A 22,063-nucleotide genomic window follows, 5' to 3' on the forward strand; every position below is an offset into this window, starting at 1 on the left:
TAGGTCCCTTTGGCCCGCTGGTGGGCGACACGTGCGGGGCTTTGAGTTCGAACATGCCGACTTCATCAACTTTCCTCCGCGACGTAGCCAATGGTGCCGTCGCCGAACGATTTGTCGCCTGGCTCGGCCGGGTGCGCTTGGGGGACGGAGCGTTACTCGCGCTGATCGTGGCGGTGATGGTATTCCCGCTGATCAGCATTCGTGCATACCACTACGAAGAAGGCCTGACCGCCGCGCTCGCCAAGGATGCGCTGACGGGCGATCCCTGGTATGTCCCGGAACTCTTCGGGGCGCGCTGGGTCGAACGACCGGTGATGCAGTCGTGGATCATTGCAGCGATTTCGATCCCGCTCGGCGGCGTATCGCAGATATCGGCGCGGCTCCCGACGGTCGCAGCACTGTTTTCGGTAGCTCTGCTGCTGTCGTGGCTCCTGCGCGAGCGCGTGTCGCGGAGTGCCACCATGGTCGCCGCGCTCTGCTTTCTGTTCAGCCCAGCCATCCTGCAAAAGGTGGTCACGGCGGAGGCCGACACCCTGGTGACGGCGTTCGGGTTCGCTGCATTCGTCGTCTGGTGGAAGGGTTACGAGGCCGGCCACGTCGGCCTCTTGCGCTGGCTGGCGATCGGCCTGCTGCTCGCAGCGACTGCACTCTGCAAGGGACCGCAGCCGGCCGCATTCTTCCCGCTCGGCGTCGGCGCCTTCATCCTCGTCAAACGCGATTGGCGGCAGCTTCCCGGCTATGCGCTGGCGGGTATCATCAGCCTGGGCATTCTGGGCGCCTGGTATGTCGCTGCCACCGACGCCGCCGACGCCAACCAGCTTCTCGTCTACATGCGGCTTGCCGACACGGCAACCGAGGATGGCGGGAATGGCTACTTCATCGAGCGACTTCATTTTGCGGAAATCCTGATCGCCTTCCTGCCCGGCTTGCTGTTGATGGCACCGCTCTTGCTCGCCTGGATCAGGCGCAAGGAATCGCTCGACATCGGCCCGCGCGATAGGACGCTGGTTCTTGCGCTGGCGCTCTATGTAGGCATCGCGCTGTTGGCGCTGGCGCTATGGCCCGGCGCAAAAACCCGCTACGCAATGCCGGCACTACCGGCCATAGCGGCCCTGGCCGGACTTGCGTTCGACCGCCTGACGGTACGGCGATCGATCCTGTCGCGCGCAGCGCTCGTGATACTCTCCGGCTTGGTCGTCTATCAGGTCGTCTGGGGCTGGATCGTCGCTCCACTCTTCCCCGACCGGTTCGCCGGGTCCCGTATAGCCGCAAGGGTCATCGAAGAGGCGACCAGGTCGAAGCCCTATGTCATCTTTGCGCCGCTCCGGCTGAACGACGCGCCCCTTGCCTACCTCGATCGGCCGGTGCGCTACATTCCCTATCCCGATCTCGCATCCTTGCCCGCGCCCTCGTTTCTCCTCATCGACCTGCCAGGCGCCGAGAATTTTGCGGCCCGTCGGAACGACGTGACGCTTATCCTGCACGCCATAATTGGAGAGAGGCGTTTAGGCCTCTACGAAGTGGTTCCACGTTGAGCCGCATGTGTTGGGTAGCGCAGGTGTTGGGCAGCTAGATCAGGAGGAACGAGTCCGGCACAATTCGTCCTGCTCTAAGAAAACGAACCCCCTTCTATGCGGGATCCAGTTACTTCCAGACGATCCTGCTCGAGATGACGAACTTCCAGAGCGTGTCGAGTGCGATGCCCGCAAGGGCAGCCACGAACGCGATGTGGCCGATATTCTCATAAGTGAAGCTTGCAAAGGAGACGTTGGCGAGCACGCCGACCGACGACACGAGCAGAAACTTCAGGTAGCCGGAAGCGAGCCGAATTCCTTTCAGCCGCCGGTCGCGGAAAGTCAGGCGGTTGTTGAGCAGAAAGTTGCTTGTGACCGCCGCCAGGGCGGCAAGCCCTTGCGAAAGCGCAAAGCTGCCGGTTGCGGCGAGCGCCAGGTAGAGCACGGCCAGATGCACGAACACCCCGCTGCCACCGACAATCAGGAACGAAATCAGGCTCGCGGGCACGATGCCGTTCGTCAGCCTGCTCAAGAGATAGGTCGCGAACTGCCAGGCCACGAATGAATCGAGCTTCGATTCTCCGTGCATGCGCGCGCCGAAATCAAACGGCACTTCACGGTGCCGGAGTTTGTGGTCGCTGGACAGTATGTCGAGCAGCAGCTTGAATCCTGGATCGCCGAGCGAAGGCGCCACGCTGAGAAAGGCGTCGCGCCGGATTGCGAAGAATCCCGTGAGCGGGTCGGCAACGTCGCGCCCCAGCACGAGATTGCTGAGGCGGTTGCCGATCAAGGAGAGGCGCGTCCGCACCGGAGCTAACACCGATGCGTCAAGCCCTACGCTCAATCGTCGCGCGGCACTGACGACATCGGCCTCGGCCTTGCGAAGCGGTTCAATCAAGCTCTCGATGACGGCCGGATCGTGCTGGCCGTCGCCATCCATCACGCAAAGCACTTCGCCGTTCGCGGAGAGCAGCCCTTGGATGCTCGCTTTGGCGAGGCCTCGGTCGGCGAAACGCAGGACGAGGCGTACCCGATCGTCCCTGCGGGACACTGCACGCACGACGTCGGCCGTGCCGTCAGGCGAATTGTCGTCGACAAAGAGCACCTCCCAATCAAGGCCAGGGAGCGCGGCTGCCAATCGACCCACCAGAGGCTCGATATTGCGTGCTTCATTATATGTCGGAACGATGATCGAGATTTCCGAGCCAGGCATAACCAAAGACAGTGTGGGCGACGAGGTGATTCGGCCTCGATCTGGTAAGGGCACTTTATGGCAGGCTTCCGGCGTGCATACGATTTGGTAAACCTCGAAGTCGAGGCCAAGGCCGGATCGGAAGGATTTCGGCTGCTTTGTCGGAAACGAGCGCGCCGACACTGTCGTGGATCACGACCGCGCTGGCAAGCCACATCTCCATATTCCGCCTTCCGTAACGCTAGCTATCGCTCGCTCCGGAGTGCAGCGGTCAGGCAGCTTTCAGCTCACCCATAGTGCGGTGACCGTAATTCTCGAAGAGCAGCACCATCAGCCCGCGGGCATCTTCATACGCTGGGCTGGACGCAGCAAGGATCTACTTCTTCTGACACTCGGGCGCTTTCGTCATCGCGGCCTTCGCCATGGCTTCGGTCTTGTACGAGGACGTTCCGATCATCATTGCGCTTTTGCCGTCAGGTTTTGCCCTAACAACGGAACAAGTCTTGTTGGTTGGCTTTTGAGCGACAAAGTATTCGGTCGCTGCAAGGGCGGGGGCGGCTGCGAGCAGCATCGCCAGCAATGCGGGCAGAAGTTTTCTGGGCATGTCCTATTCCTCCAACTTGCAAGGTTCCCCGTCGGGGGCACCGTTCACCATCACTATTGGCCGGCGATCTGTCTGCGCCCTTGCCGAAAGATTACGGTTTGGTAACCTCACTGCACGCGGCAAAGTAAGGCTCCTCGCGAACTCGCTCTGGAGCAACCGAGGCATCCTGATCTCGGCGACGCACCGTCGTGGCGGCTACCTGTCATCTGCGCCGACGGTCCGACATCGGCCGCGAACCTTACGAAAGCGTATGAGCCGAGAAAGGCTGCCGAATAGGTTGGTCGCTAGAGCCGAGGCCGGGAGCGACGGTTCGAAGACTCCCCGCCTTGGAGAGGTATCATCATGGATCCGATGCTGAAGCGCGGAACGGCGCGCCTCAACCGCGTGCCGGAGGTCACCATCGACTTCTGGCTGATCAAGCTCATGGCGGTGACTGTAGGCGAAACCGCCGCCGATTATCTCTCTATGAATCTCGGCTTGGGGTTGACGACGACCTCCCTCATCATGACCGGCGTGCTGGTCGTCGCGCTAATCCTGCAGTTTGCCCAGAAGCGCTACGTACCATGGACCTACTGGCTGGCAGTGGTGCTGATCAGCATCGTCGGCACGCTGATCACCGACAACCTCACCGACAATCTCGGCATTGCGCTGGTGACGTCGACGGCCTGGTTCACGGTCACGCTGGTGGCGACGTTCATCGTCTGGTACGCGTGTGAGGGAACACTGTCGATCCACACGATCTTCACGACGCGGCGTGAGGTGTTCTACTGGCTGGCGATCCTGTTCACCTTTTCGCTCGGCACCGCCGCCGGCGACCTGCTCGCCGAGCAGCTCGACCTCGGTTACCTCTCCAGCGGCCTGATCTTTGCCGGGGTGATTGCAGCAATCGGCTTTGCGTACTTCATCGGCCTCGACAGCATCCTTGCCTTCTGGCTGGCCTATATCTTTACACGGCCACTCGGAGCTTCGTTCGGCGACCTGCTTTCGCAACCCATCGAAAATGGCGGGCTCGGCTTCGGCACGATTGGCACCAGCTTCCTGTTCCTCGCTGCCATTGTCGCCATCGTCGTCTATGCGACGATCAGCAGCGACGACGAGACCATGGCGGAGGCTGAGCCGGAGGTATAGCGCCTTGCGTGAGGTCGAGCTGAAGGTCCAGCCTTCAGCTTTGAGCCGCCGGGAATTTCAGGACGACGCGCAATCCCGGCATGTTGTCGCCGAGTTCGAGGGTTGCGCCATGCAACTCGGCAATTGCCTTCACGAGACTGAGGCCGAGCCCCGAACCGGGGCTCGTCCGGCTCTTTTCAAGGCGATAGAGCCGACGCAGAACCTTCTCCCGCTCGTCGGGGGGAATCCCCGGGCCGCTGTCTGCCACTGACGCCACGACGTTGCCACCCCCCCATGTGATTTCGATTCCGATGTCTGTCCCAGCGGGCGTGTGCCGGATCGCATTCTCGACCAGGTTGGAGAAAAGCTGGACGAGAAGCTCGCGATCCCCGAGGACGGTAGCCTCCTCGATGCGGATCTTCAGCGACTTGCCTTCCTCGTCGGCGACATCAGCGTAGATCTCGCAGATATCCGTGACGACCCCAGCCAGATTCACGGGGCCGAAACGAGATTTCCTCACTCCGGATTCGATCTGCGCGATCCTGAGCAACGCGTCGAAGGTCGCGTTGATGTGGTCGCTTTCCGCTTTCGCGTCTGCGAGCTGGGGAGCGATATTCTCGCCCCTTGCCTGACTTTTGACGGCGTCCTCGATCACCAGCTTCAGGCGATTGAGTGGGGTCTTGAGATCGTGAGCGATGTCGACGCTGACCTGCCGCATGCTCTCGAACAGCGTCGCCAATCGCTCCAGAGCGGCGTTGACCTGTGTGGCGAGGATGTCGATATCATCGCCATTGCCCGAGAGGGGAATGCGTGCGGAGAGTTCGCCTTCCGACACTCGACTCATAGTGGCAACGATGGCCTGCATGCGCTGCTGCACTCTGATGGCAAGAAGAGCACCGCCAGCAAGGGCAAGCGCAATCACGATGGCTGCAGCCGAGGCGAAGCTGGTCAGTGCGATCTCGTTGATCTCGCTCATGTCAGCTTCGCTCATTCCCACAAGCAGCCGATAGCCGTCGAACTCTCCGGTGAAAACCCGATATGGCTCGTTCCGGGACAGACCAAATTTGGGGCGCGCGACCGTAGCCCATCCGGCCGGAACCGGTTCGGCGGGCACATTGCCTGCCAATTTGGCGCCGTCGGGTCCGGTCAAGAGGAAGATCTGGTCGCCATCCTGGTCAGCTATGACATACGCATCGACCGTATTGACCAGATCCTCGATGTCTTGAGGAGCATAGGTAGCCGCCACGACCGCATAGGTATCGGTGATCGATCGATCCAACTTGTGAGCCAGTTCCTGCCTGATCGACCGGACAGCGAAGAAGCTGGCGATCGTGAAGGCTGCGATGAAGAGCATCGCCGCAATGAGCGCCAGGCGGAAAGGCGTGCTGCGCAGGAGGCTAGCGCGGCGCATGCAGGCTATAGCCAGTATTGCGGATCGTGTGCAGGAGTTGCACGGAAAATGGCCTGTCGATCTTCGCCCGCAGCCGGCTGATATGCGTCTCGACCACGCTGGTCTTGGGGTCGAAGTGGATGTCCCAAACCCGTTCGAGAAGCATGGTCCGCGTCATGACCCGGCCTTCGTTGCGCATCAGGACCTCGAGCAGCGCGAATTCCCGCGGCTGCAATTCGACAGGCGTGCCTCCACGCATCACAGTGCGCCTGATCAGGTCCATTTCCAGGTCAGCAGTCCTGAGCACTATCTTCTGGTCCTGTACGGGCGGGCGCCTGCCAAGCGCGTTCACGCGGGCCAGAAGCTCGGAGAAAGCAAATGGCTTGACCAGATAGTCGTCGGCGCCGGCCTCGAGGCCCTCGACCCGGTCGTCGACGCCCCCGATAGCGGTGAGGAACAGCGCGGGAACCTTGACGCCCGCGGCGCGCACTGCCTTGACGAGAGAGAGGCCGTCCAGCTCCGGCAGCATGCGATCGATGACGAAGACATCGTATGCCTCGTGTGTTGCCTGGACGAGAGCCTGCCGGCCGCTCACGATGATGTCGCAGAGGTGGCCGGCTTCTGCAAAGCCCTTCGCTATGTAGCTGGCGGTCTTTCTGTCGTCTTCTATGAGCAGAATGCGCATTGCTGGGGCTGAGAATGTGCGGGCATCCGACTATCGGAGACTATGCCATCGTGAACGGCAATATAACAATTCGTAAGGTGCGCTTGGATCGGCATGAGCTCGGCATAACTTGACAATGATAGTCATGTATCTGTAGTTCAGCACCTCCCTTCCGCACCATCAGCATGGAGCTCCCCATGAGACACGTGATCCACCGAGTTGCCGGTACGCTCGCGCTTGCACTGATTGCCACCGCCGCCTTCGCCCAGGACTCGGACGGCATCGTCGTCTACAACGCTCAGCATGAGAGCCTGACCAAGGAGTGGGTGGACGGCTTCACCAGGGAGACCGGCATCAAAGTGACGCTGCGCCAGGGGAGCGATACCGAATTCGGCAACCAGATCGTCGCGGAAGGCGCGGCATCGCCCGCCGATGTGTTTCTGACCGAGAATTCGCCTGCCATGGCGCTGGTCGACGGCGCCGGCTTGTTCGCAGAGCTCGATACCGATACGCTGGCGCAGGTTCCCGAACAATACCGGCCCGCCAATGGACACTGGACCGGCATCGCGGCGCGCAGCACCGTCTTTGTCTACAACAAAGATAGGCTGACCGCCGACCAGCTGCCCAAGTCGCTGCTAGATCTTGCCGATCCGAGCTGGAAGGGGCGCTGGGCGGCGTCGCCCTCGGGCGCTGATTTCCAGGCCATCGTCGGCGCACTGCTCGAACTGAAGGGCGAGCAGGCTGCTGCCAACTGGTTGAAGGGGATGAAGGAGAACTTCAGGGCCTACCGCGGCAACAGCACGGTGATGAAGGCGGTCAATGCGGGCGAGATCGACGGAGGCGTTATTTATCACTACTATTTCTTCGGCGATCGGGCCAAGACAGGCGAAAACAGCGGCAATATAGACCTCCATTATTTCAAGAACGAAGATCCCGGTGCATTCGTCTCGGTCTCGGGCGCAGGCGTGCTCGCCTCCAGCAAGCATCCGAAAGAGGCGCAGGCCTTTATCAAATGGATCACGGGCAAAGCCGGCCAGGAAATCCTCAAGACAGGCACATCCTACGAATATGCCGTCGGCAATGGCGCGGAATCCAATCCCGCGCTCGTGCCCCTGAAAGAGCTCCAGGCGCCGAAAGTCGAGCCTGGCAACCTGAACAGCAAGAAGGTCACCGACCTGATGACGGAGGCGGGCCTGCTCTGAGAGCTTGTCCTGATACCTGAGTGCAATTAACAGGATTGTCTGTGACGCTCCCGGGAGAGGCGCTCTCGCGGGAGCAAGCTTTTTGAGATGGCACAGACGTCAACCCACGAATCCTTTGAGGCCGCGCGCTGGATGGCGAAGCCGCACAGCGCCGCGCATCACGTGCCCTGGATGCAGGTGAGTGCAACGCTCGTCTCCCTATTTGCGGTGGTGCCGGTCGGCTTCATCGTCTGGATCGCCTGGCAGACCGGCTGGAAGACGTCTGCTTCGCTTATTTTCCGTCCGCGCGTCGCCGAGCTTTTATGGAACACGGCGCGGCTCGTTCTTTTCGCAGTGCCGGTGTCAATGGCGCTGGCCATTTTGCTGGCCTGGCTGACCGAACGCAGCGACCTTCCGGGAAGGCGCGTCTGGGCGTGGTTTTGCATCGCGCCGCTCGCCGTTCCTGCCTTTGTGCACAGTTACGCCTGGGTGACACTGATACCGGGCCTGGAGGGCCCGTTTGCCGGCGTTCTAATCTCGGTCGTCGCCTATTTTCCCTTTCTCTATCTGCCCGTAGCCGCCACATTCCGCAGGCTCGATCCGGCGCTCGAGGATGCCGCCGCTTCGCTCGGCTTCGGGCCATGGCGCGTCTTCCTGCGCGTGGTGGTGCCCCAATTGCGCGTGGCGCTGTGCGGGGGCGCGCTGCTGGTGGGCCTGCATCTGCTCGCCGAGTACGGCCTCTACGTGTTCGTCCGCTTCGACACGTTCACCACGGCCATCGTCGATCAATTCCAGTCGACTTTCAACGGTCCGGCGGCGACCATGCTGGCGGGTGTTCTCGTGGCCTGCTGCCTGGTGCTGCTGGCCCTTGAGGCGATGCTGCGGGGCAATGCGCGCTATTCGCGCGTTGGCTCCGGCGCCGCCCGCCATGCTCAGCGTGCGCGCCTCGGTGCCATGACGATACCCTGCCTGCTCACGATGGCGTTCGTTGTCATTCTGTCGCTCGGCGTCCCGCTTTTGACGATCGGCCGCTGGCTGGCCATCGGCGGCGCTTCGATCTGGCGGCTCGACGCCATCGGCCTTGCGCTCGTCCAGACCACCTTGCTGGCGGTCCTGGGCGGCCTGCTGACCACGCTGATGGCCATTCCCATGGCGTGGCTGTCGATCCGGGCGCCGGGGCGGCTGCAGCGTGCGCTCGAGCACACCAACTACATCGTCGGCTCGCTGCCGGGTGCGGTGGTGGCGTTGGCGTTGGTGACGATCACCGTGCGCGTGGCCTTCCCTCTCTACCAGACCATGACGACGATACTGCTTTCCTACGGGCTGATGTTCCTGCCGCGCGCGCTGGTCAGCCTGCGCGCGTCGATCGCACAAGCCCCGGTGGAACTGGAGCAGGCAGCAGGCAGTCTTGGCCGCTCGCCGGCGCGGGCGCTCTGGGCGACGACGATCCGCCTGGCGGCACCCGGCGCCGCAGCGAGCATGGCCTTGTCGTCGCTCGGCATCATGAATGAGCTCACGGCCACGCAGATGTTGGCGCCGACAGGGACGCGGACGCTGGCCATGGGTTTCTGGGCGCTGAGCGGCGAACTCGACTATGCCGGCGCTGCGCCATATGCGCTGATCATGGTTTTGATTTCGCTGCCCTTTACCTGGCTGCTACACGTCCAATCCAAGCGAATGGCTGGGCAATGAGTTTTCTGGAATTGAGAGACCTCAAGCGGCGCTACGGCGCGGTCGCCGCACTTGACGGTATCGATCTCGACGTGCAGCAGGGGAGCCGTACGGCGATCGTCGGTCCGTCGGGATGCGGCAAGACGACGTTGCTGAGGCTGGTCGCAGGCTTCGACGCTCCCGATAGCGGCACGATCGCCATCGACGGATTGATACTGGCCAAAGGCAATAACAGCATCCCGGCGCATCTTCGCGGCATCGGCCTCGTATCCCAGGACGGGGCTCTGTTTCCCCACCTGACGGTGGCCGACAATATCGGCTTCGGGCTCGACCGTCGGGATGCGGCCCGGGAAAAAAGGATCGCTGAACTCGCCTACACGGTCGGGCTCGACGGAGCGATCCTGAAGCGGCGGCCTCATCAGCTTTCCGGCGGGCAGCAGCAAAGGGTGGCGCTGGCCCGCGCCATGGCCTCGAAGCCGAGGCTGATGTTGCTTGATGAGCCTTTTTCGGCCTTGGACACCGGACTGAGGTCTTCAATGCGCAAAGCAGTCGCGGAGCTGCTGGAGTCGGCGGGCATCGCGACAATCCTGGTGACGCATGACCAAGGCGAGGCGCTGTCCTTCGCCGATCAGGTCGCTGTAATGCACGAAGGCAAATTCTCGCAGGTAGGGACGCCTCGCGACGTCTACCTGAAGCCTAAGGACAGGATGGTGGCCGAGTTCCTTGGGGATGCGCTTGTGCTGCCGGCGACCATCGCCGACGGCGTCGCGCTGACGCCGCTCGGCCGCGTCGCCGTGGACGTGACAGAATCGCGCAAAGCAGCCCGTATCATGCTGCGGCCCGAACAGATTTCCCTGGAGCCTGCAGTGTCGGGAGAGATTGCCGGTGCCGAGCCAGGTACGGTTTTTGCGGAAGTGCGACAGGTGGAATTCGCCGGCGCGATATCCACCGTGACGGTCGGTCTGCTCAACAGCCCGGGGCTGCCTGATGTTGCGGCAATCGGTAGTGCTCCAGTCACCCTGAAGAAGCCGGGTCCGAATGGGCTGTCGGTCGGCGACGTCGTGCGGCTGTCGATCGCGGCAAAGGCCCATGTGTTCGTGTAGGTAACTGACGATACGCATCAGTCGTGCCTGCCGATACATGACGGTGACAAAAGCACCGCTCCGGTGGCGTCAGCCCGTTACACGGGCAGGGAATATTCCCGGCCTCCGGATGGCGCCGTGTGGGCTTTTAACCGGAGCGGCGTGGGAGCGCCGCATGTAGCCGCTGTCGGCAGAGCTGATCGGGTCGCTCTGTGGCGCGCAGGCGAAATAGCGAACCTCGTGAAGGCAGGCTGAAGCTCCGTTCTCCTTTCCGCGCAGGAGAGGGGCAGCGATTGGGAGAGAATGGATGCCATGCATATGGGGCGTCTGGACGTTGGGGGGAATCTGGAAGTTTGGGGGCCACAGGTACGGGGCGGCTCGCAGGCAAGTGCCTGGCCGGGCGGTGCAGTGACGGCGCAACGCCGCCTCGCGGCGATCCTGGCCTGCGACGTGGTCGGCTATTCGCGCCTGACGGAGCGCGATGAGGGCGGCACGCTCGAGCGGCTCAAGACATATCGCAAGGGCGTCGTGGAGCCGCTGGTCGCCGAGCACCAGGGACGCATCGTCAAGCTCACCGGCGACGGCATGCTGTGTGAGTTCGCGAGCGTCGTCAACGCCGTGACCTCGGCGATCGCGATCCAGCAGGCCGTGGCGGAGCGCGAGGCGGACACGCCTGAGCAAGAGCGGATCCGCTATCGCATCGGGATCAATCTCGGGGACGTGGTCTGCGAGGAGGATGGCGACCTTTACGGCGACGGCGTCAACATCGCCGCCCGGCTCGAGGGCATCGCCGATCCAGGCGCCGTTGTCGTCTCGGGGACGGCCTACGATCACCTTCAAGGCAAGCTCGACTGCAGCTTCACCCCGCTCGGCGAGCTGCGTCTCAAGAATATCGGGCGGCTCGTGCGCGCCTACAGCATCGAGACCGGCGCCTCGGTCGCTGCGCCACCTCCGCTCCCGGAGAAGCCCTCGATAGCGGTCTTGCCGTTTACCAACATGAGCGGTGACCACGAGCAGGAATATTTCGCCGACGGACTGGTGGAGGACATCATCACGGCATTGAGCCGGGTGAAATCCTTCTTTGTCATCGCTCGCAACTCCTCCTTCACCTACAAGGGCCGGGCGGTGGACGTGCGCCAGGTCGCCCGTGAGCTCGGCGTCCGTTACGTGCTCGAGGGCAGCATCCGGAAGGCGGGGTCGCGAGTGCGCATCGTGGGCCAACTGGTGGATGCGGTCAGCGGACACCATGTCTGGGGCGACCGCTTCGATGGCGACGTGAGCGACATCTTCGATCTTCAGGACAAAGTGGCCGAGAGCGTTGTTGGCGCCGTAGAACCGAGCATCCGGCTGGAGGAGATCAAGCAGGCGCGCACGAAACCGACCAGCTACATCAGCGCGTACGACCTTTATCTGCGTGCGCTGCCGCGCTTCTACAGCATGACGCGCGAAGGCTTTGCCGATGTGCGCTGGCTCACCAACGAGGCGCTCAGTATCGATACCGGCTTCATCCTGGCGAAGGCGTTGGGCGCCTATATCCGAAGCCTGTCCGTGAGCCAGTGCTGGCACGAGCCCGACGATATCCGGGTCGCCGTGCGTATGGCACGCGAGGTGCTGGCGGAAGCGCGCGACGATCCGACCAGCCTGCGCTTCGCCGCGCAGGTGATCGCCTACAGCGCCAAGGATTACGAGACGGCGCTGGACGCCATCGAACGCTCCCTGCTCCTAAACCCCAATTCGGCGCAGGGCTATACGGGCAGCGGCTGGGTGAACGCCCATTCCGGCCGCGCGCTCGTGGCGATCGAGCACTTTCACAGGGCAATGCGCCTGAGCCCGGTCGACCCCGAGAAAGGCATTGCGCTGTCCGGCATCGGGATGAGCTACCTGATGCTCGAGCGCTACGAGGAAGCTCTGGCATGGGGAGAGCGCGCGCTGCGCGAAATGCCGAATTACGGCTCCTCTCACCGGGTGGTGATCGGGGCGCTGGTTGGATTGGACCGGCTGGACGAGGCGCGGTCGGCGGCTGGGCAGCTGATGGAGGCGTTCCCGACCTACACGCTTTCCTTGCAGCGGCAGATCAATCCGTGGCGGGACAAGGCGTTCGGAGAGCGTTACTTGGAGGCTTTGGGCATTGCCGGCGTGCCCGAATGATGTGGGCGATCGACCGCATGCAGAGGAGACATCACAAGCTTGACCCGGTGCTGTCGCGGGACGATTCGTCAAGTTCGACCCGAGCGGAAACCTGCGTGGTTGGCTAAGGGTTGTTGCACGCGGGGCATTTGCCAGTTTCGTAAATTTGAGTTCTATTGAACGCCGACTTGCGCCGGTCGGGATGGTTGAAGAGGGCATGGTGAACGGGGGCGATTCCGGATATGCCGGGGAGAAGGCGAGCACTGCGCTGAAGCTTCCGCATTCCGTGCTGACGGTCGAAGGCCTAGCCGTCGAGGAGGCTATTCCCGCTTGGCGGGAGAGCATGGACGTTTTCTACGATGTGCGGCTCCGCAAGAAGGCCGATGACCCGTTCCGCTTCCGGGCCGAGGCGTTTCATTTTGGCAGTATAGTCCTGACCAGTTACTCGTGCGTGGCGCAGAGCTTCGATCGTTCGCGCGCTCGCATCGGGCGGGATGGTCTCGACCATCTCACGTTGCAAATCTGCCTGAAGGGGAGCCATGGCAGACCGGACGCCGGTTCAGCCGGCCATGCCGGACCCGGCGATTTGATCGTGTCGGATCTCGCGCAGGCGCAGGCGACGGTGACCACCGACTTCGACAGTCTCAATCTCACCGTGCCGCGCAGTGTTCTCGCCCCGCTTCTAAGGCAGCCGGATGAGCAGAATCTCCGAGTGATTTCGGGGAATGTGCCGTTGCTTGCATTGCTGCGCAATCATCTCTTGGGCCTCTACGAGGGTGCCCGGTCCATGAGCCTGCAAGACGCCGAGGCGGTGGTGCGTCCGACCGTCGATCTGGCTGCCGCCGCGATCAATGCAGCGGTAACCGATGAGAATGCCGCCTCGGTCCAGTTGGCGCTGACCGGGGATATCCGCAGGCATGTGAGCGATCACATCTTGGATCCGAATCTGACCGCTGAGACAATTGCTGCGGCCTACGGCATCTCGACGCGCAAACTATATTATCTGTTCGAGCCCTATGGCGGCTTTTCCTCCTATGTCCAGGAGGAAAAGCTGCGCCGATGCCGAACGGAGCTCGTCGATCCCGAGCAGCGGCACAGAAGCATCGCCGAAATCGCAGAGAGCTATGGCTTCAGCCATCGCAAGAGCTTTGTCCGCGCCTTCCGCAGGTCCTTCGGCATGACACCACGGGAGATGCGGATTCTTGCTGCAGAGGGCCGCAGCCTGTTCAAGCAACACAGGGAAGGCGTGGACATGTGGCACTGGATTCGCGAGCTGCGGTAAAGCTTTACAGAATCAATGGCCGACGTAGTATTACATTAGAAATTACTGAAAAGCGGCCGCATAACTTCTTTAGGGAAACCTCAACGAAATTTGCATCAAGGGTCACATTTCTTGCGCTCCGGGCCACATTTGCGCCGGTCAGCGACATAGTTCTTGAAAACCTTCCGCTGTCCAATCGAAAAGCGATCATCAGGGTCAGGCGCGGGGCGTCTCCGTCTCCTGAAGCAATGGTTTCGTATCCGTGCGCGAAGACGCCGGATCGGACCAGGGTCCGTCCTTCATTCGGGGGAATTTTATGGCGGCGGAAGTCTCGAGCGACAAAGCCTCTCCTCATCGCGCCTGGTTGCCTGCGTCACGACGCGGCCGCACTGGGCACAACACGGTTCTTACGACCGCGGCGGTACTTGCCGTGATCACCCAGAGCATGCCTGTTCATGCGCAGACTGCCTGGACCGGCACGAATTCCTCGGACTGGTTTGATCCCGGCAACTGGACCGCCGGCGTGCCGACCAATGCGGACTTTGCCGAGATCGACACGGTCGTGAACAGCCTGCCTGCCATCGAGGGCGGTTCGGCGGAGGCGCTCAGGACCTTCGTCGGCCTGTCCGCGAACGGCGTCCTGACAATTCAGAATGGCGGCAGCCTGACCAACGACCGCGGCTTCATAGGTCAGAACCTCAATGCGAGCGGGGCGGTATCCGTGATCGGGATTGGCGCGTCCTGGGTGAGTACGAGCAATCTCGTCATCGGTAATCTCGGACAGGGCTCGCTGTCGGTCGTCAACGGCGGCGCCGTTTCCAGCAACGACACATTTCTGGGTGCCGGCCCTGATGCTTTCGGCTCCGCCACCGTCGCCGGAACAGGTTCGATCTGGACCGCGACCGGCTCCTTCGTGGTTGGCGATTCAGGAACGGGCACGATCAATATCGACAACGGCGGAAAGCTTAGCTCCTCCGATGCGGAGCTAGGTGACGCTGGCGGCTCGTCAGGCTCCGTGAACGTGACGGGTGATGGTTCGTACTGGGAGAGCGTCGGCATTCTCACCATCGGCAACGGTGGCGATGGCGCGATCAGCATTCTGGACGGCGGCAGGATAAGCAGCGAGCACAGCTTGTTCGCCGAAGCTCCAGGCAGCACGGCCGAGGCGCTGATCAGCGGAGAAGGCTCCGAGTGGATTACATCAGGCAATTTCATCGTCGGTATTCAGGGCGAAGCAGACGTCATCATACACGGCGGCGGTGCGGTTCAGGCCACCAGCAGCGTCATCGGTTTCGATACGGGCTCGTCGGGCCTGATCGTGGTCACCGATAAGGGCTCGACCTTTTCGGTCACAGATGGAATCCATGTTGGCGGCAGCGGTGAAGGCGGCCTCGTTGCGGTTGCTGGCGGGGTCATTCAGAGTGCCCAAGGAATTCTCGCGAATACCCCGGATTCCTTCGCCGGCGCGGCCGTGACCGGAAGCGGTTCGGCCTGGCTGAACAGCGGTTCGCTGCGTGTCGGCAACAGCGGTACCGCCGAACTCCGCGTCGAGGATGGCGGACGGCTAACCAGCGCGGGTGCCGATATTGCCAACTTCAGCACATCCCAGGCGAGCGTCAGCATCACGGGCGCAGGCTCGACATGGGACAATTCGGGCTATCTCAATGTCGGCGGGGCAGGAAATGGAACCCTGGCCATCCTGAAAGGCGGCCGCGCCAGTGACGGTAATGCAACAGTCGCCGCCGAGGCAGGAAGCACCGGCGCGGTCCTCGTCACCGATTCCGGCTCGCAATGGGTCAATGCCGGCGCCCTCTTTGTCGGCTTCGAGGGGAACGGTGCACTCACTATCCAGAACGGGGCTGTAGTCAGCGCCGAAGATGCTTCCCTCGGCGCACACGCAGGCTCGCTCGGGGTCGTCACCGTCACGGGATCGGGTTCAAGCTGGCTCAATTCGGGCGATCTCCATGTGGCCGGCGAAGGGCAAGGCAGGCTGAACATTGCCGGCGGCGCCGTGGTAAAAGCGGCCGGCACGACCTTCATAGGCACTCTCGCCGGTTCGGAGGGGACGTTGAATATCGGCGCTGCCTCCGGGCTCGCGCCGTTGGCTCCGGGATTGCTCGAAACGACGAAGCTCGTTTTCGGTGAAGGGACCGGCGCGCTCGTCTTCAATCATACGGCTGCCGACTATCTCTTCGCACCAGCCATCGAGGGTGGTGGCACGATCGATGTGCTGTCTGGCACGACCTTGCTCAGCGCGGACTCGAGCGGGTTCACGGGCCAGGCCACGGTCGACGACGGCGCGACGCTCATCGTGAACGGCAGGCTCGGCGGCGCGCTCGATGTGCTTGCGGGCGGCAGGCTCCAGGGTTCCGGCACGGTCGGCTCCACCGCCATTGCCGGGGGAGCCACCATTGCGCCCGGCAATTCGATCGGAACGCTCAACGTCGCGGGCGACCTGATTTTCCACGCCGGCAGCATCTATGAGGTCGAGGTGAATCCGGGCGACACCGATGCCGACCTGATCCGGGCCACGGGCATAGTGACGCTCAATGGCGGGGCCGTCGCTCATGTCGGTCTGGAGGGTACCTACCGCCCCTTCAGCACCTACGAGATCATCGCGGCCGACGGAGGTGTTTCCGGGACCTTCGACGGCGTAACCTCGGATTTCGCGTTCCTCGACCCGTCTCTGAGCTACGATCCGAACAGCGTGTTCCTGACGCTCGTCCGCAACGACGTGTCGTTCTGCGAGGTCGGCGTGACGCCAAACCAGTGTGCCACCGGCGAAGGCGTCGAAAGCCTGGGCTCTGGCAAGCTTTACGACGCTGTGGTCGTGCTTGATGAAGACACGGCGCGCGGTGCCTTCGACCTGTTGTCCGGCGAGATCCACGCGTCCGCCAAGACAGCACTGATCGAGGACAGTCGCTTCGTGCGTGATGCCGCGACGAACCGGATCCGCGCTGCCTTCGGAGGGGCATCCAGCGCCGCAGCGCCTGTTTTCGCCTATGGCCCGGGTGGGCCGGAGCCAGCTGCTGCCGGCACGGAACGGTTCGCAGTCTGGGGCCAGGCATTCGGGTCCTGGGGGAATTGGGACGGTGACGGCAATGCCGCGTCGATGGACCGCTCGATCGGAGGCTTCTTCCTCGGCGGCGACATGTTGGCGGCGGAGAATCTCCGCCTGGGGCTCCTCGCCGGGTACAGCCGATCGAATTTCGAGGTGGATTCTCGAGCCTCGTCCGGTTCGTCGGACAGTTTCCATCTCGGCGCCTATGGCGGCAGCCAGTGGGGCGCTTGGGGTCTGCGCTTCGGCGGCGCCTATAGCTGGCATGAGATCGACGTCAGCCGTGTGGTCGCTTTCCCGGGCTTCTCGGACAGTCTCACCGGCAACTATGACGCGGCCACCGGGCAAGCGTTCGGCGAGGCGGGCTATCGGTTCAGCGTGGGTAGCGCGCACGTCGAGCCATTCGCCAGTCTCGCCTACGTGAATCTGCATACCGACGGCTTCACCGAGAGCGGCGCCGCCGCGGCCCTTGCTGCAGAAGGCCAGCGGACTGACACAACTTTCATGACGCTTGGCGCCAGGGCCGAAATGAAGTTCGGCGAAGCCGAAGCCACGAAACTCACCGGGATGATCGGATGGCGCCACGCATTCGGCGATGACGTGCCGACCTCCACGATGGCGTTCTCCGGCGGCGATGTCTTCACGATAGCAGGTGTGCCGATTGCCGAGGACGCTCTTGTTCTGGAAGCCGGACTCGACGTCGCGGTCTCCCAGACAATATCGCTCGGCATCTCATACTCAGGCCAAATCGCCAGCCAAGCTAGCGACCATGGCCTGCGGGCCGATTTCAGCGCAAAATTCTGAGCTCTTCCGGCAGCTGATCTGCAGCACCGAGGTGCCGCCGCAGCACTCGATCCGAGGTTTTGATCCATTGGTGCGCCGTTCCTTACCGAGACAATCAAGATTGCCTGTCTTCACCACTTCTGCGGGACATAGAGCTCCTGCGGAAGGACCTTGCGCTCGTAATCCGGGTTGAACACGCGGTCGGGCAGGGTAATCTCTTGGTGCGGCACATCCTCATAGGGGATGACCGAGAGGAGGTGCGCCATGCAATTCAGCCGCGCGCGCTTCTTGTCATTGCCTTCCACGATATACCAGTGTGCCTCTGGGATGTTGGTGCGGGCGAACATCTCCTCCTTGGCCTTGGTGTAGTCCTCCCAGCGCACACGCGACTGCAGGTCCATGGGCGAAAGCTTCCATTGCTTGAGCGGGTCGTGGATGCGCATCAGGAAGCGCAGCTGCTGCTCTTCGTCGGTGATTGAGAACCAGTATTTGACCAGACGTATGCCGGAGCGCACCAGCATGCGCTCGAACTCCGGGACGTCGCGGAAAAATTCCTCGACCTGGGCGGGCGTGGCGAAACCCATGACGCGCTCGACGCCGGCGCGGTTGTACCAGGAGCGATCGAACAGCACGATCTCGCCGGCGGCCGGCAGATGCGGCACGTAGCGCTGGAAATACCACTGCGAGCGCTCGCGCTCGGTAGGCGCGGGCAGGGCGACCGTGCGCACCACCCGCGGGTTGAGCCGCTGGGTGATGCGCTTGATTACTCCGCCCTTGCCGGCCGAATCGCGCCCCTCGAAGATCACCACCACCTTGGACCTAGTGTGAACCACCCAGTCCTGCAGCTTGATCAGCTCCGACTGCAGCCTGAGAAGCTCGCGGAAATAGGTCACCCGGTCGATGGTGGCACGATGCCTCTCTTTATAGATCTTGGCGATCGCCTCCGAGAGCGCCGGTTCGGACAGCTCCAGCTCGTAGTCCTCGTCGAGCGTGTCCGCGAGCTCGGCCTCCAGCCAGTCCATGCCGCTCCTGCTCTGCTGGTCGTTCATCGTTCATCCTCCTTGTCGGCATGGCAGGGCGGCTCGGCACCCCCGCAGCAATCCATCCGCGAGTTCCATGAAGCTTTTATGGCAACATGGCGGCCGCGCGGACGCGAAGCAGCGGCCGCTGCGGCAGATGTCGGGCTGCGCGCCTGACGGCCTTCTGCTAACGTAGGGCTTATTCGGCTGGAGGCATGGATGAGAGGCATTATCGCGGCAATGGGCATGCTTGCTGCAAGCCCCGCCTTTGCCACGACCGTAACGCTCGATCTGCCGGGCAGCGGGGCGCCCGAGACGCATCTGGTCGCCTATGAGTGCGGCGGCGAGGTGATCGCTGCCACCTACATCAATGCAGGCAGGAATGGACTTGCGGTGCTGAAGATCGGCGACGCTACGGTCGTCTTCTCAAACGTGCTGTCGGGCTCGGGTGCCAGATATGCCGGTCAGCAATACATCTGGTGGACGAAAGGCGAGCAGGCTGACCTCTACGACCTGACCAAGGGCGAGAGCGCGCCGCCTCTCCACTGCAAAGCAGGGCCTGCAGGATGAGGCTTTTCCAGCGAGCAGCGGCGTTCGACCGCTGAACGCGACCGTTCCGTCGTAGAATAATTTTGCGCAAGCTGGTCGGAAATCGGCCTCCCTCGTTCGTCCACTGCGGCAACTCCAACCTTTGTGTTCTCGCAAGCAGTGCGAATTGGATTATGATGCCGATCCGAACAACAATCGCTGAGGGAGTGAAAACGATGGGTCTTCGCATCAACGACACCGCGCCGGACTTCACCGCCGAGACGACGCAGGGAACGATCAACTTCCACGAATGGATTGGTGATGGGTGGGCGGTGCTGTTCAGCCACCCCAAGAACTTCACGCCGGTCTGCACGACCGAGCTTGGCGCCATGGCCGGGCTGGAAGACGAGTTCAAGAAGCGTGGCGTGAAGATCATCGGCATCTCCGTCGATCCGGTCGCCAGCCACGACAAGTGGAAGGAAGACATTCAGAAAGCGACCGGCTTCAGGGTGGATTATCCGCTGATCGGCGACCGCGATCTCAAGGTCGCCAAGCTCTACGACATGCTGCCCGCCGGAGCCGGCGAAACTTCCGAAGGCCGTACCCCGGCCGACAACGCCACGGTGCGCTCGGTCTACGTGATCGGCCCGGACAAGAAGATCAAGCTGATCCTCACCTACCCGATGACGACCGGCCGCAACTTCGACGAGATCCTTAGAGCGATCGACTCGATACAGTTGACTGCGAAGCATCAGGTGGCAACGCCTGCCAACTGGAAGCAGGGCGAGGACGTGATCATCACTGCAGCGGTTTCCAACGAGGATGCGATCAAGCGCTTCGGCGCATTCGAGACGATCCTGCCATATCTGAGGAAGACGAAGCAGCCGGGCGCGGCGCAGTAGGCAATTCGGATTGGGCGGATTCTGTGGCTGGAGCCTTCTGCTTTCAGGCGGGCGCTGCCCCTCACCCTCACCCTCTCCCCGTGAAAAACGGGGAGAGGGGGTTCTGCGACGTTGTCGTCCCCTATCCCCGTCCTTACGGGGTGAGGGTGAGAGGCAGCGCCAGCCTAAAGCGATTTGCAGAACCCCTTAATCAAGGCCTGTGATCGAAAATGATCACCGGCTCGCCGCCAAACTCGGCGCGGGTGCGCTCGACAAAGCCGTTCTTCCTGGCCACGCGGATCGAGGCATTATTTTCCGGATCGATGAAGCAGGTGATGGGCGAGCCGGGGTAATTGGCGGCTCCCCAGCGCAACATCGCGCCGACTGCCTCGGTGCCATAGCCCTTGCCATGCGCTTCAGGGAGCAGGCTCCAGCCGGTCTCGAGCGTGCCTTCGAGGCTGGGCTGCATGTTGCGCTTCAGTTCGTGAAAGCCGCCTTCGCCGATCAGTCGGCGGCTCGCCTTTTCCTCTATCGCCCAGAAGCCGAACCCGAGATGATGCCACATCCCGGCGTGCCGTAGGAAGCGTATCCAGGTCTCGTCGCGGGTGCGCGGCCGCCCGCCGATGAAGCGGGTCACGACCGGGTCGGCCCACATCATCACATAGGCCTCGAAGTCGGAGTACCGGTGATCGCGCAGGATTAACCGCTCGGTTTCGATGATTGGGATTTCGAGCGACATGAAGCTCCTCGTTGATCGGATTTGCCGCGACCAAATTCACACCGCGGTCGTCTTCAGGCGCTCGGCGATGAACGCGGCAAGCCGCACTGCCACTTCGGCCTTGCTGAGTTCGGGCCATTCGTCGACGCCGGATTTCGAGACGATCTTCACGCGATTCCTGTCGCCCCCCATGACCCCGGTTGCGGCCGAGACGTCATTGGCAACGACGAAATCGGCCCCCTTCTTCTCGAGCTTGGCGGCGGCATTGGCGAGCAGGTTTTGCGTTTCGGCAGCAAAGCCGACGACGAGATAAGGCCGCCTGCTATGGTGACCGATGCCGGCCAGTATGTCCGGGTTTTCAATCATCGACAGCTGCGGCGGGCCATCGCCATCGGCCTTCTTGATCTTCTCGCCGGCCTCGCTTTCGGGCCGCCAGTCAGCGACGGCTGCGACGAACACGGCGGCATCGGCCGGCAGCAGGCTTTCCACGGCATCGTTCATCTCGCGCGCCGTCTGGACATGGATGGTGGTCACGCCAGTCGGATCGGCGATCGCGACTGGGCCTGAGACGAGACGGACATCGGCGCCGAGCCGGGCGAGCGCGGCGGCGATTGCATGGCCCTGTTTGCCGGAAGAACGATTGGCGATGTAGCGCACCGGGTCGATCGGCTCGTGGGTCGGGCCGGATGTCACGACGATCCGCCGGCCTGAAAGCGGCTTCGGCCGATCGTCGAGCAAGGCCTCGACCGCCGCGGCAATCTCCAGCGGCTCGGCCATGCGGCCTTCGCCCGCCTCCGCCTTCTCCGCCATCTCGCCCTTGTTCGGGCCGACAAAGCGGACGCCGTCCTTCTCCAGCGTCGCGCGATTCCGCCGCGTCGCCGGATGCGACCACATCTTCGGGTTCATGGCAGGGGCCATCAGCACCGGACGTTCGGTGGCGAGCAGCACGGCGGAGGCGAGGTCGTTGGCGAGCCCGTTCGCGAGCTTCGCCATCAAATCGGCGGTTGCCGGGGCCACGACGATCAGGTTGGCCTCGCGGGCGAGGCGGATATGGCCGACATCCTGCTCGGCTTGGCGATCGAAGAGATCGGTGAAGACGTGGTCGGCCGTCAGCGCGCCCACGGCGAGCGGGGTGACGAAATGCTGCGCTGCTTCCGTCATCACGACTCGAATGCTCGCGCCGCGCTCGCCGAGCCGCCGGATAAGGTCGAGCGACTTATAAGCGGCGATGCCGCCGCCGATGATGAGGAGGATGCGCTTTCCGGAAAGGATCATTGCCGCCG

General features: G+C 62.7%; 17 protein-coding genes. 10 read left to right on the forward strand and 7 right to left on the reverse strand.

The genetic code is table 11. From position 1 onward, the window contains the following. Positions 1 to 53 precede the first annotated feature (53 nt). Entirely contained in the window at positions 54 to 1,535 is a 1,482-nt protein-coding gene (locus SAZ10_RS27340) for an ArnT family glycosyltransferase (RefSeq protein ID WP_318612597.1), read from the forward strand. A gap of 109 nt (positions 1,536 to 1,644) precedes the next feature. On the opposite strand, the gene SAZ10_RS27345 is transcribed toward SAZ10_RS27340, so the two are convergent. Both SAZ10_RS27345 and SAZ10_RS27350 read right to left on the reverse strand, forming a co-directional pair. After that, positions 1,645 to 2,727: a glycosyltransferase family 2 protein gene (locus tag SAZ10_RS27345; protein ID WP_318612598.1), complete on the reverse strand. Its 1,083-nt coding sequence runs from the start codon at positions 2,725 to 2,727 to the stop codon at positions 1,645 to 1,647. A 355-nt stretch (positions 2,728 to 3,082) separates the two neighbouring features. Beyond that, on the reverse strand, positions 3,083 to 3,310 hold the full coding sequence (locus tag SAZ10_RS27350; protein ID WP_318612599.1) for a hypothetical protein: 228 nt from the start codon (positions 3,308 to 3,310) through the stop codon (positions 3,083 to 3,085). A gap of 342 nt (positions 3,311 to 3,652) precedes the next feature. Here SAZ10_RS27350 and SAZ10_RS27355 point away from each other — a divergent pair, with 342 nt between their 5' ends. Then, on the forward strand, positions 3,653 to 4,438 hold the full coding sequence (locus SAZ10_RS27355) for a hypothetical protein (protein ID WP_318612600.1): 786 nt from the start codon (positions 3,653 to 3,655) through the stop codon (positions 4,436 to 4,438). A 34-nt stretch (positions 4,439 to 4,472) separates the two neighbouring features. On the opposite strand, the gene SAZ10_RS27360 is transcribed toward SAZ10_RS27355, so the two are convergent. Next, on the reverse strand, positions 4,473 to 5,828 hold the full coding sequence (locus tag SAZ10_RS27360) for a HAMP domain-containing sensor histidine kinase (RefSeq protein ID WP_318612601.1): 1,356 nt from the start codon (positions 5,826 to 5,828) through the stop codon (positions 4,473 to 4,475). Further along, entirely contained in the window at positions 5,815 to 6,492 is a 678-nt protein-coding gene (locus SAZ10_RS27365; RefSeq protein ID WP_318612602.1) for a winged helix-turn-helix domain-containing protein, read from the reverse strand. The genes SAZ10_RS27360 and SAZ10_RS27365 overlap by 14 nt, the downstream gene beginning before the upstream one ends. Positions 6,493 to 6,668: 176 nt before the next feature. Between SAZ10_RS27365 and SAZ10_RS27370 the strand changes: the two genes are divergently transcribed. The 6 genes from SAZ10_RS27370 to SAZ10_RS27395 all read left to right on the forward strand — a co-directional run bounded on the left by SAZ10_RS27370 (position 6,669) and on the right by SAZ10_RS27395 (position 17,655). Continuing rightward, a complete protein-coding gene (locus tag SAZ10_RS27370; protein ID WP_318612603.1) occupies positions 6,669 to 7,673 on the forward strand; it encodes an iron ABC transporter substrate-binding protein in 1,005 nt (334 codons plus the stop codon). A gap of 132 nt (positions 7,674 to 7,805) precedes the next feature. Then, positions 7,806 to 9,344, forward strand: a complete 1,539-nt coding sequence (locus SAZ10_RS27375; protein ID WP_318612691.1) for an iron ABC transporter permease — start codon at positions 7,806 to 7,808, stop codon at positions 9,342 to 9,344. Next, positions 9,341 to 10,426, forward strand: a complete 1,086-nt coding sequence (locus SAZ10_RS27380; RefSeq protein ID WP_318612604.1) for an ABC transporter ATP-binding protein — start codon at positions 9,341 to 9,343, stop codon at positions 10,424 to 10,426. The genes SAZ10_RS27375 and SAZ10_RS27380 overlap by 4 nt, the downstream gene beginning before the upstream one ends. Before the next feature lie 282 nt (positions 10,427 to 10,708). After that, on the forward strand, positions 10,709 to 12,553 hold the full coding sequence (locus SAZ10_RS27385) for an adenylate/guanylate cyclase domain-containing protein (protein ID WP_318612605.1): 1,845 nt from the start codon (positions 10,709 to 10,711) through the stop codon (positions 12,551 to 12,553). Between the two features lie 181 nt (positions 12,554 to 12,734). Beyond that, positions 12,735 to 13,814, forward strand: a complete 1,080-nt coding sequence (locus tag SAZ10_RS27390) for an AraC family transcriptional regulator (protein ID WP_318612606.1) — start codon at positions 12,735 to 12,737, stop codon at positions 13,812 to 13,814. A 295-nt stretch (positions 13,815 to 14,109) separates the two neighbouring features. Further along, on the forward strand, positions 14,110 to 17,655 hold the full coding sequence (locus SAZ10_RS27395) for an autotransporter domain-containing protein (RefSeq protein WP_318612607.1): 3,546 nt from the start codon (positions 14,110 to 14,112) through the stop codon (positions 17,653 to 17,655). Positions 17,656 to 17,765: 110 nt separating this feature from the next. On the opposite strand, the gene ppk2 is transcribed toward SAZ10_RS27395, so the two are convergent. Next, entirely contained in the window at positions 17,766 to 18,683 is a 918-nt protein-coding gene (gene ppk2 / locus SAZ10_RS27400; RefSeq protein ID WP_318612608.1) for a polyphosphate kinase 2, read from the reverse strand. A gap of 189 nt (positions 18,684 to 18,872) precedes the next feature. On the opposite strand from ppk2, the gene SAZ10_RS27405 reads away from it, so the two are divergent. Both SAZ10_RS27405 and SAZ10_RS27410 read left to right on the forward strand, forming a co-directional pair. After that, positions 18,873 to 19,223 carry an MliC family protein gene (locus SAZ10_RS27405; RefSeq protein WP_318612609.1) on the forward strand — a complete coding sequence of 117 codons (351 nt, stop codon included), beginning with the start codon at positions 18,873 to 18,875 and terminating at the stop codon, positions 19,221 to 19,223. 194 nt (positions 19,224 to 19,417) lie between these two features. Further along, complete coding sequence (locus SAZ10_RS27410; protein ID WP_318612610.1) at positions 19,418 to 20,083, forward strand: peroxiredoxin; 666 nt, start codon at positions 19,418 to 19,420, stop codon at positions 20,081 to 20,083. A gap of 190 nt (positions 20,084 to 20,273) precedes the next feature. Here SAZ10_RS27410 and SAZ10_RS27415 read toward each other — a convergent pair whose 3' ends face one another. Further along, a complete protein-coding gene (locus SAZ10_RS27415; protein WP_318612611.1) occupies positions 20,274 to 20,801 on the reverse strand; it encodes a GNAT family N-acetyltransferase in 528 nt (175 codons plus the stop codon). Positions 20,802 to 20,837: 36 nt separating this feature from the next. After that, the gene (gene coaBC, locus SAZ10_RS27420; protein ID WP_318612612.1) at positions 20,838 to 22,055 is read right to left on the reverse strand and encodes a bifunctional phosphopantothenoylcysteine decarboxylase/phosphopantothenate--cysteine ligase CoaBC; all 1,218 of its coding nucleotides are present in this window, start codon (positions 22,053 to 22,055) and stop codon (positions 20,838 to 20,840) included. Positions 22,056 to 22,063: the final 8 nt, after the last annotated feature.

It is taken from the genome of Mesorhizobium sp. BAC0120 (genome assembly GCF_033542235.1).
GTDB lineage: Bacteria > Pseudomonadota > Alphaproteobacteria > Rhizobiales > Rhizobiaceae > JAWRCU01.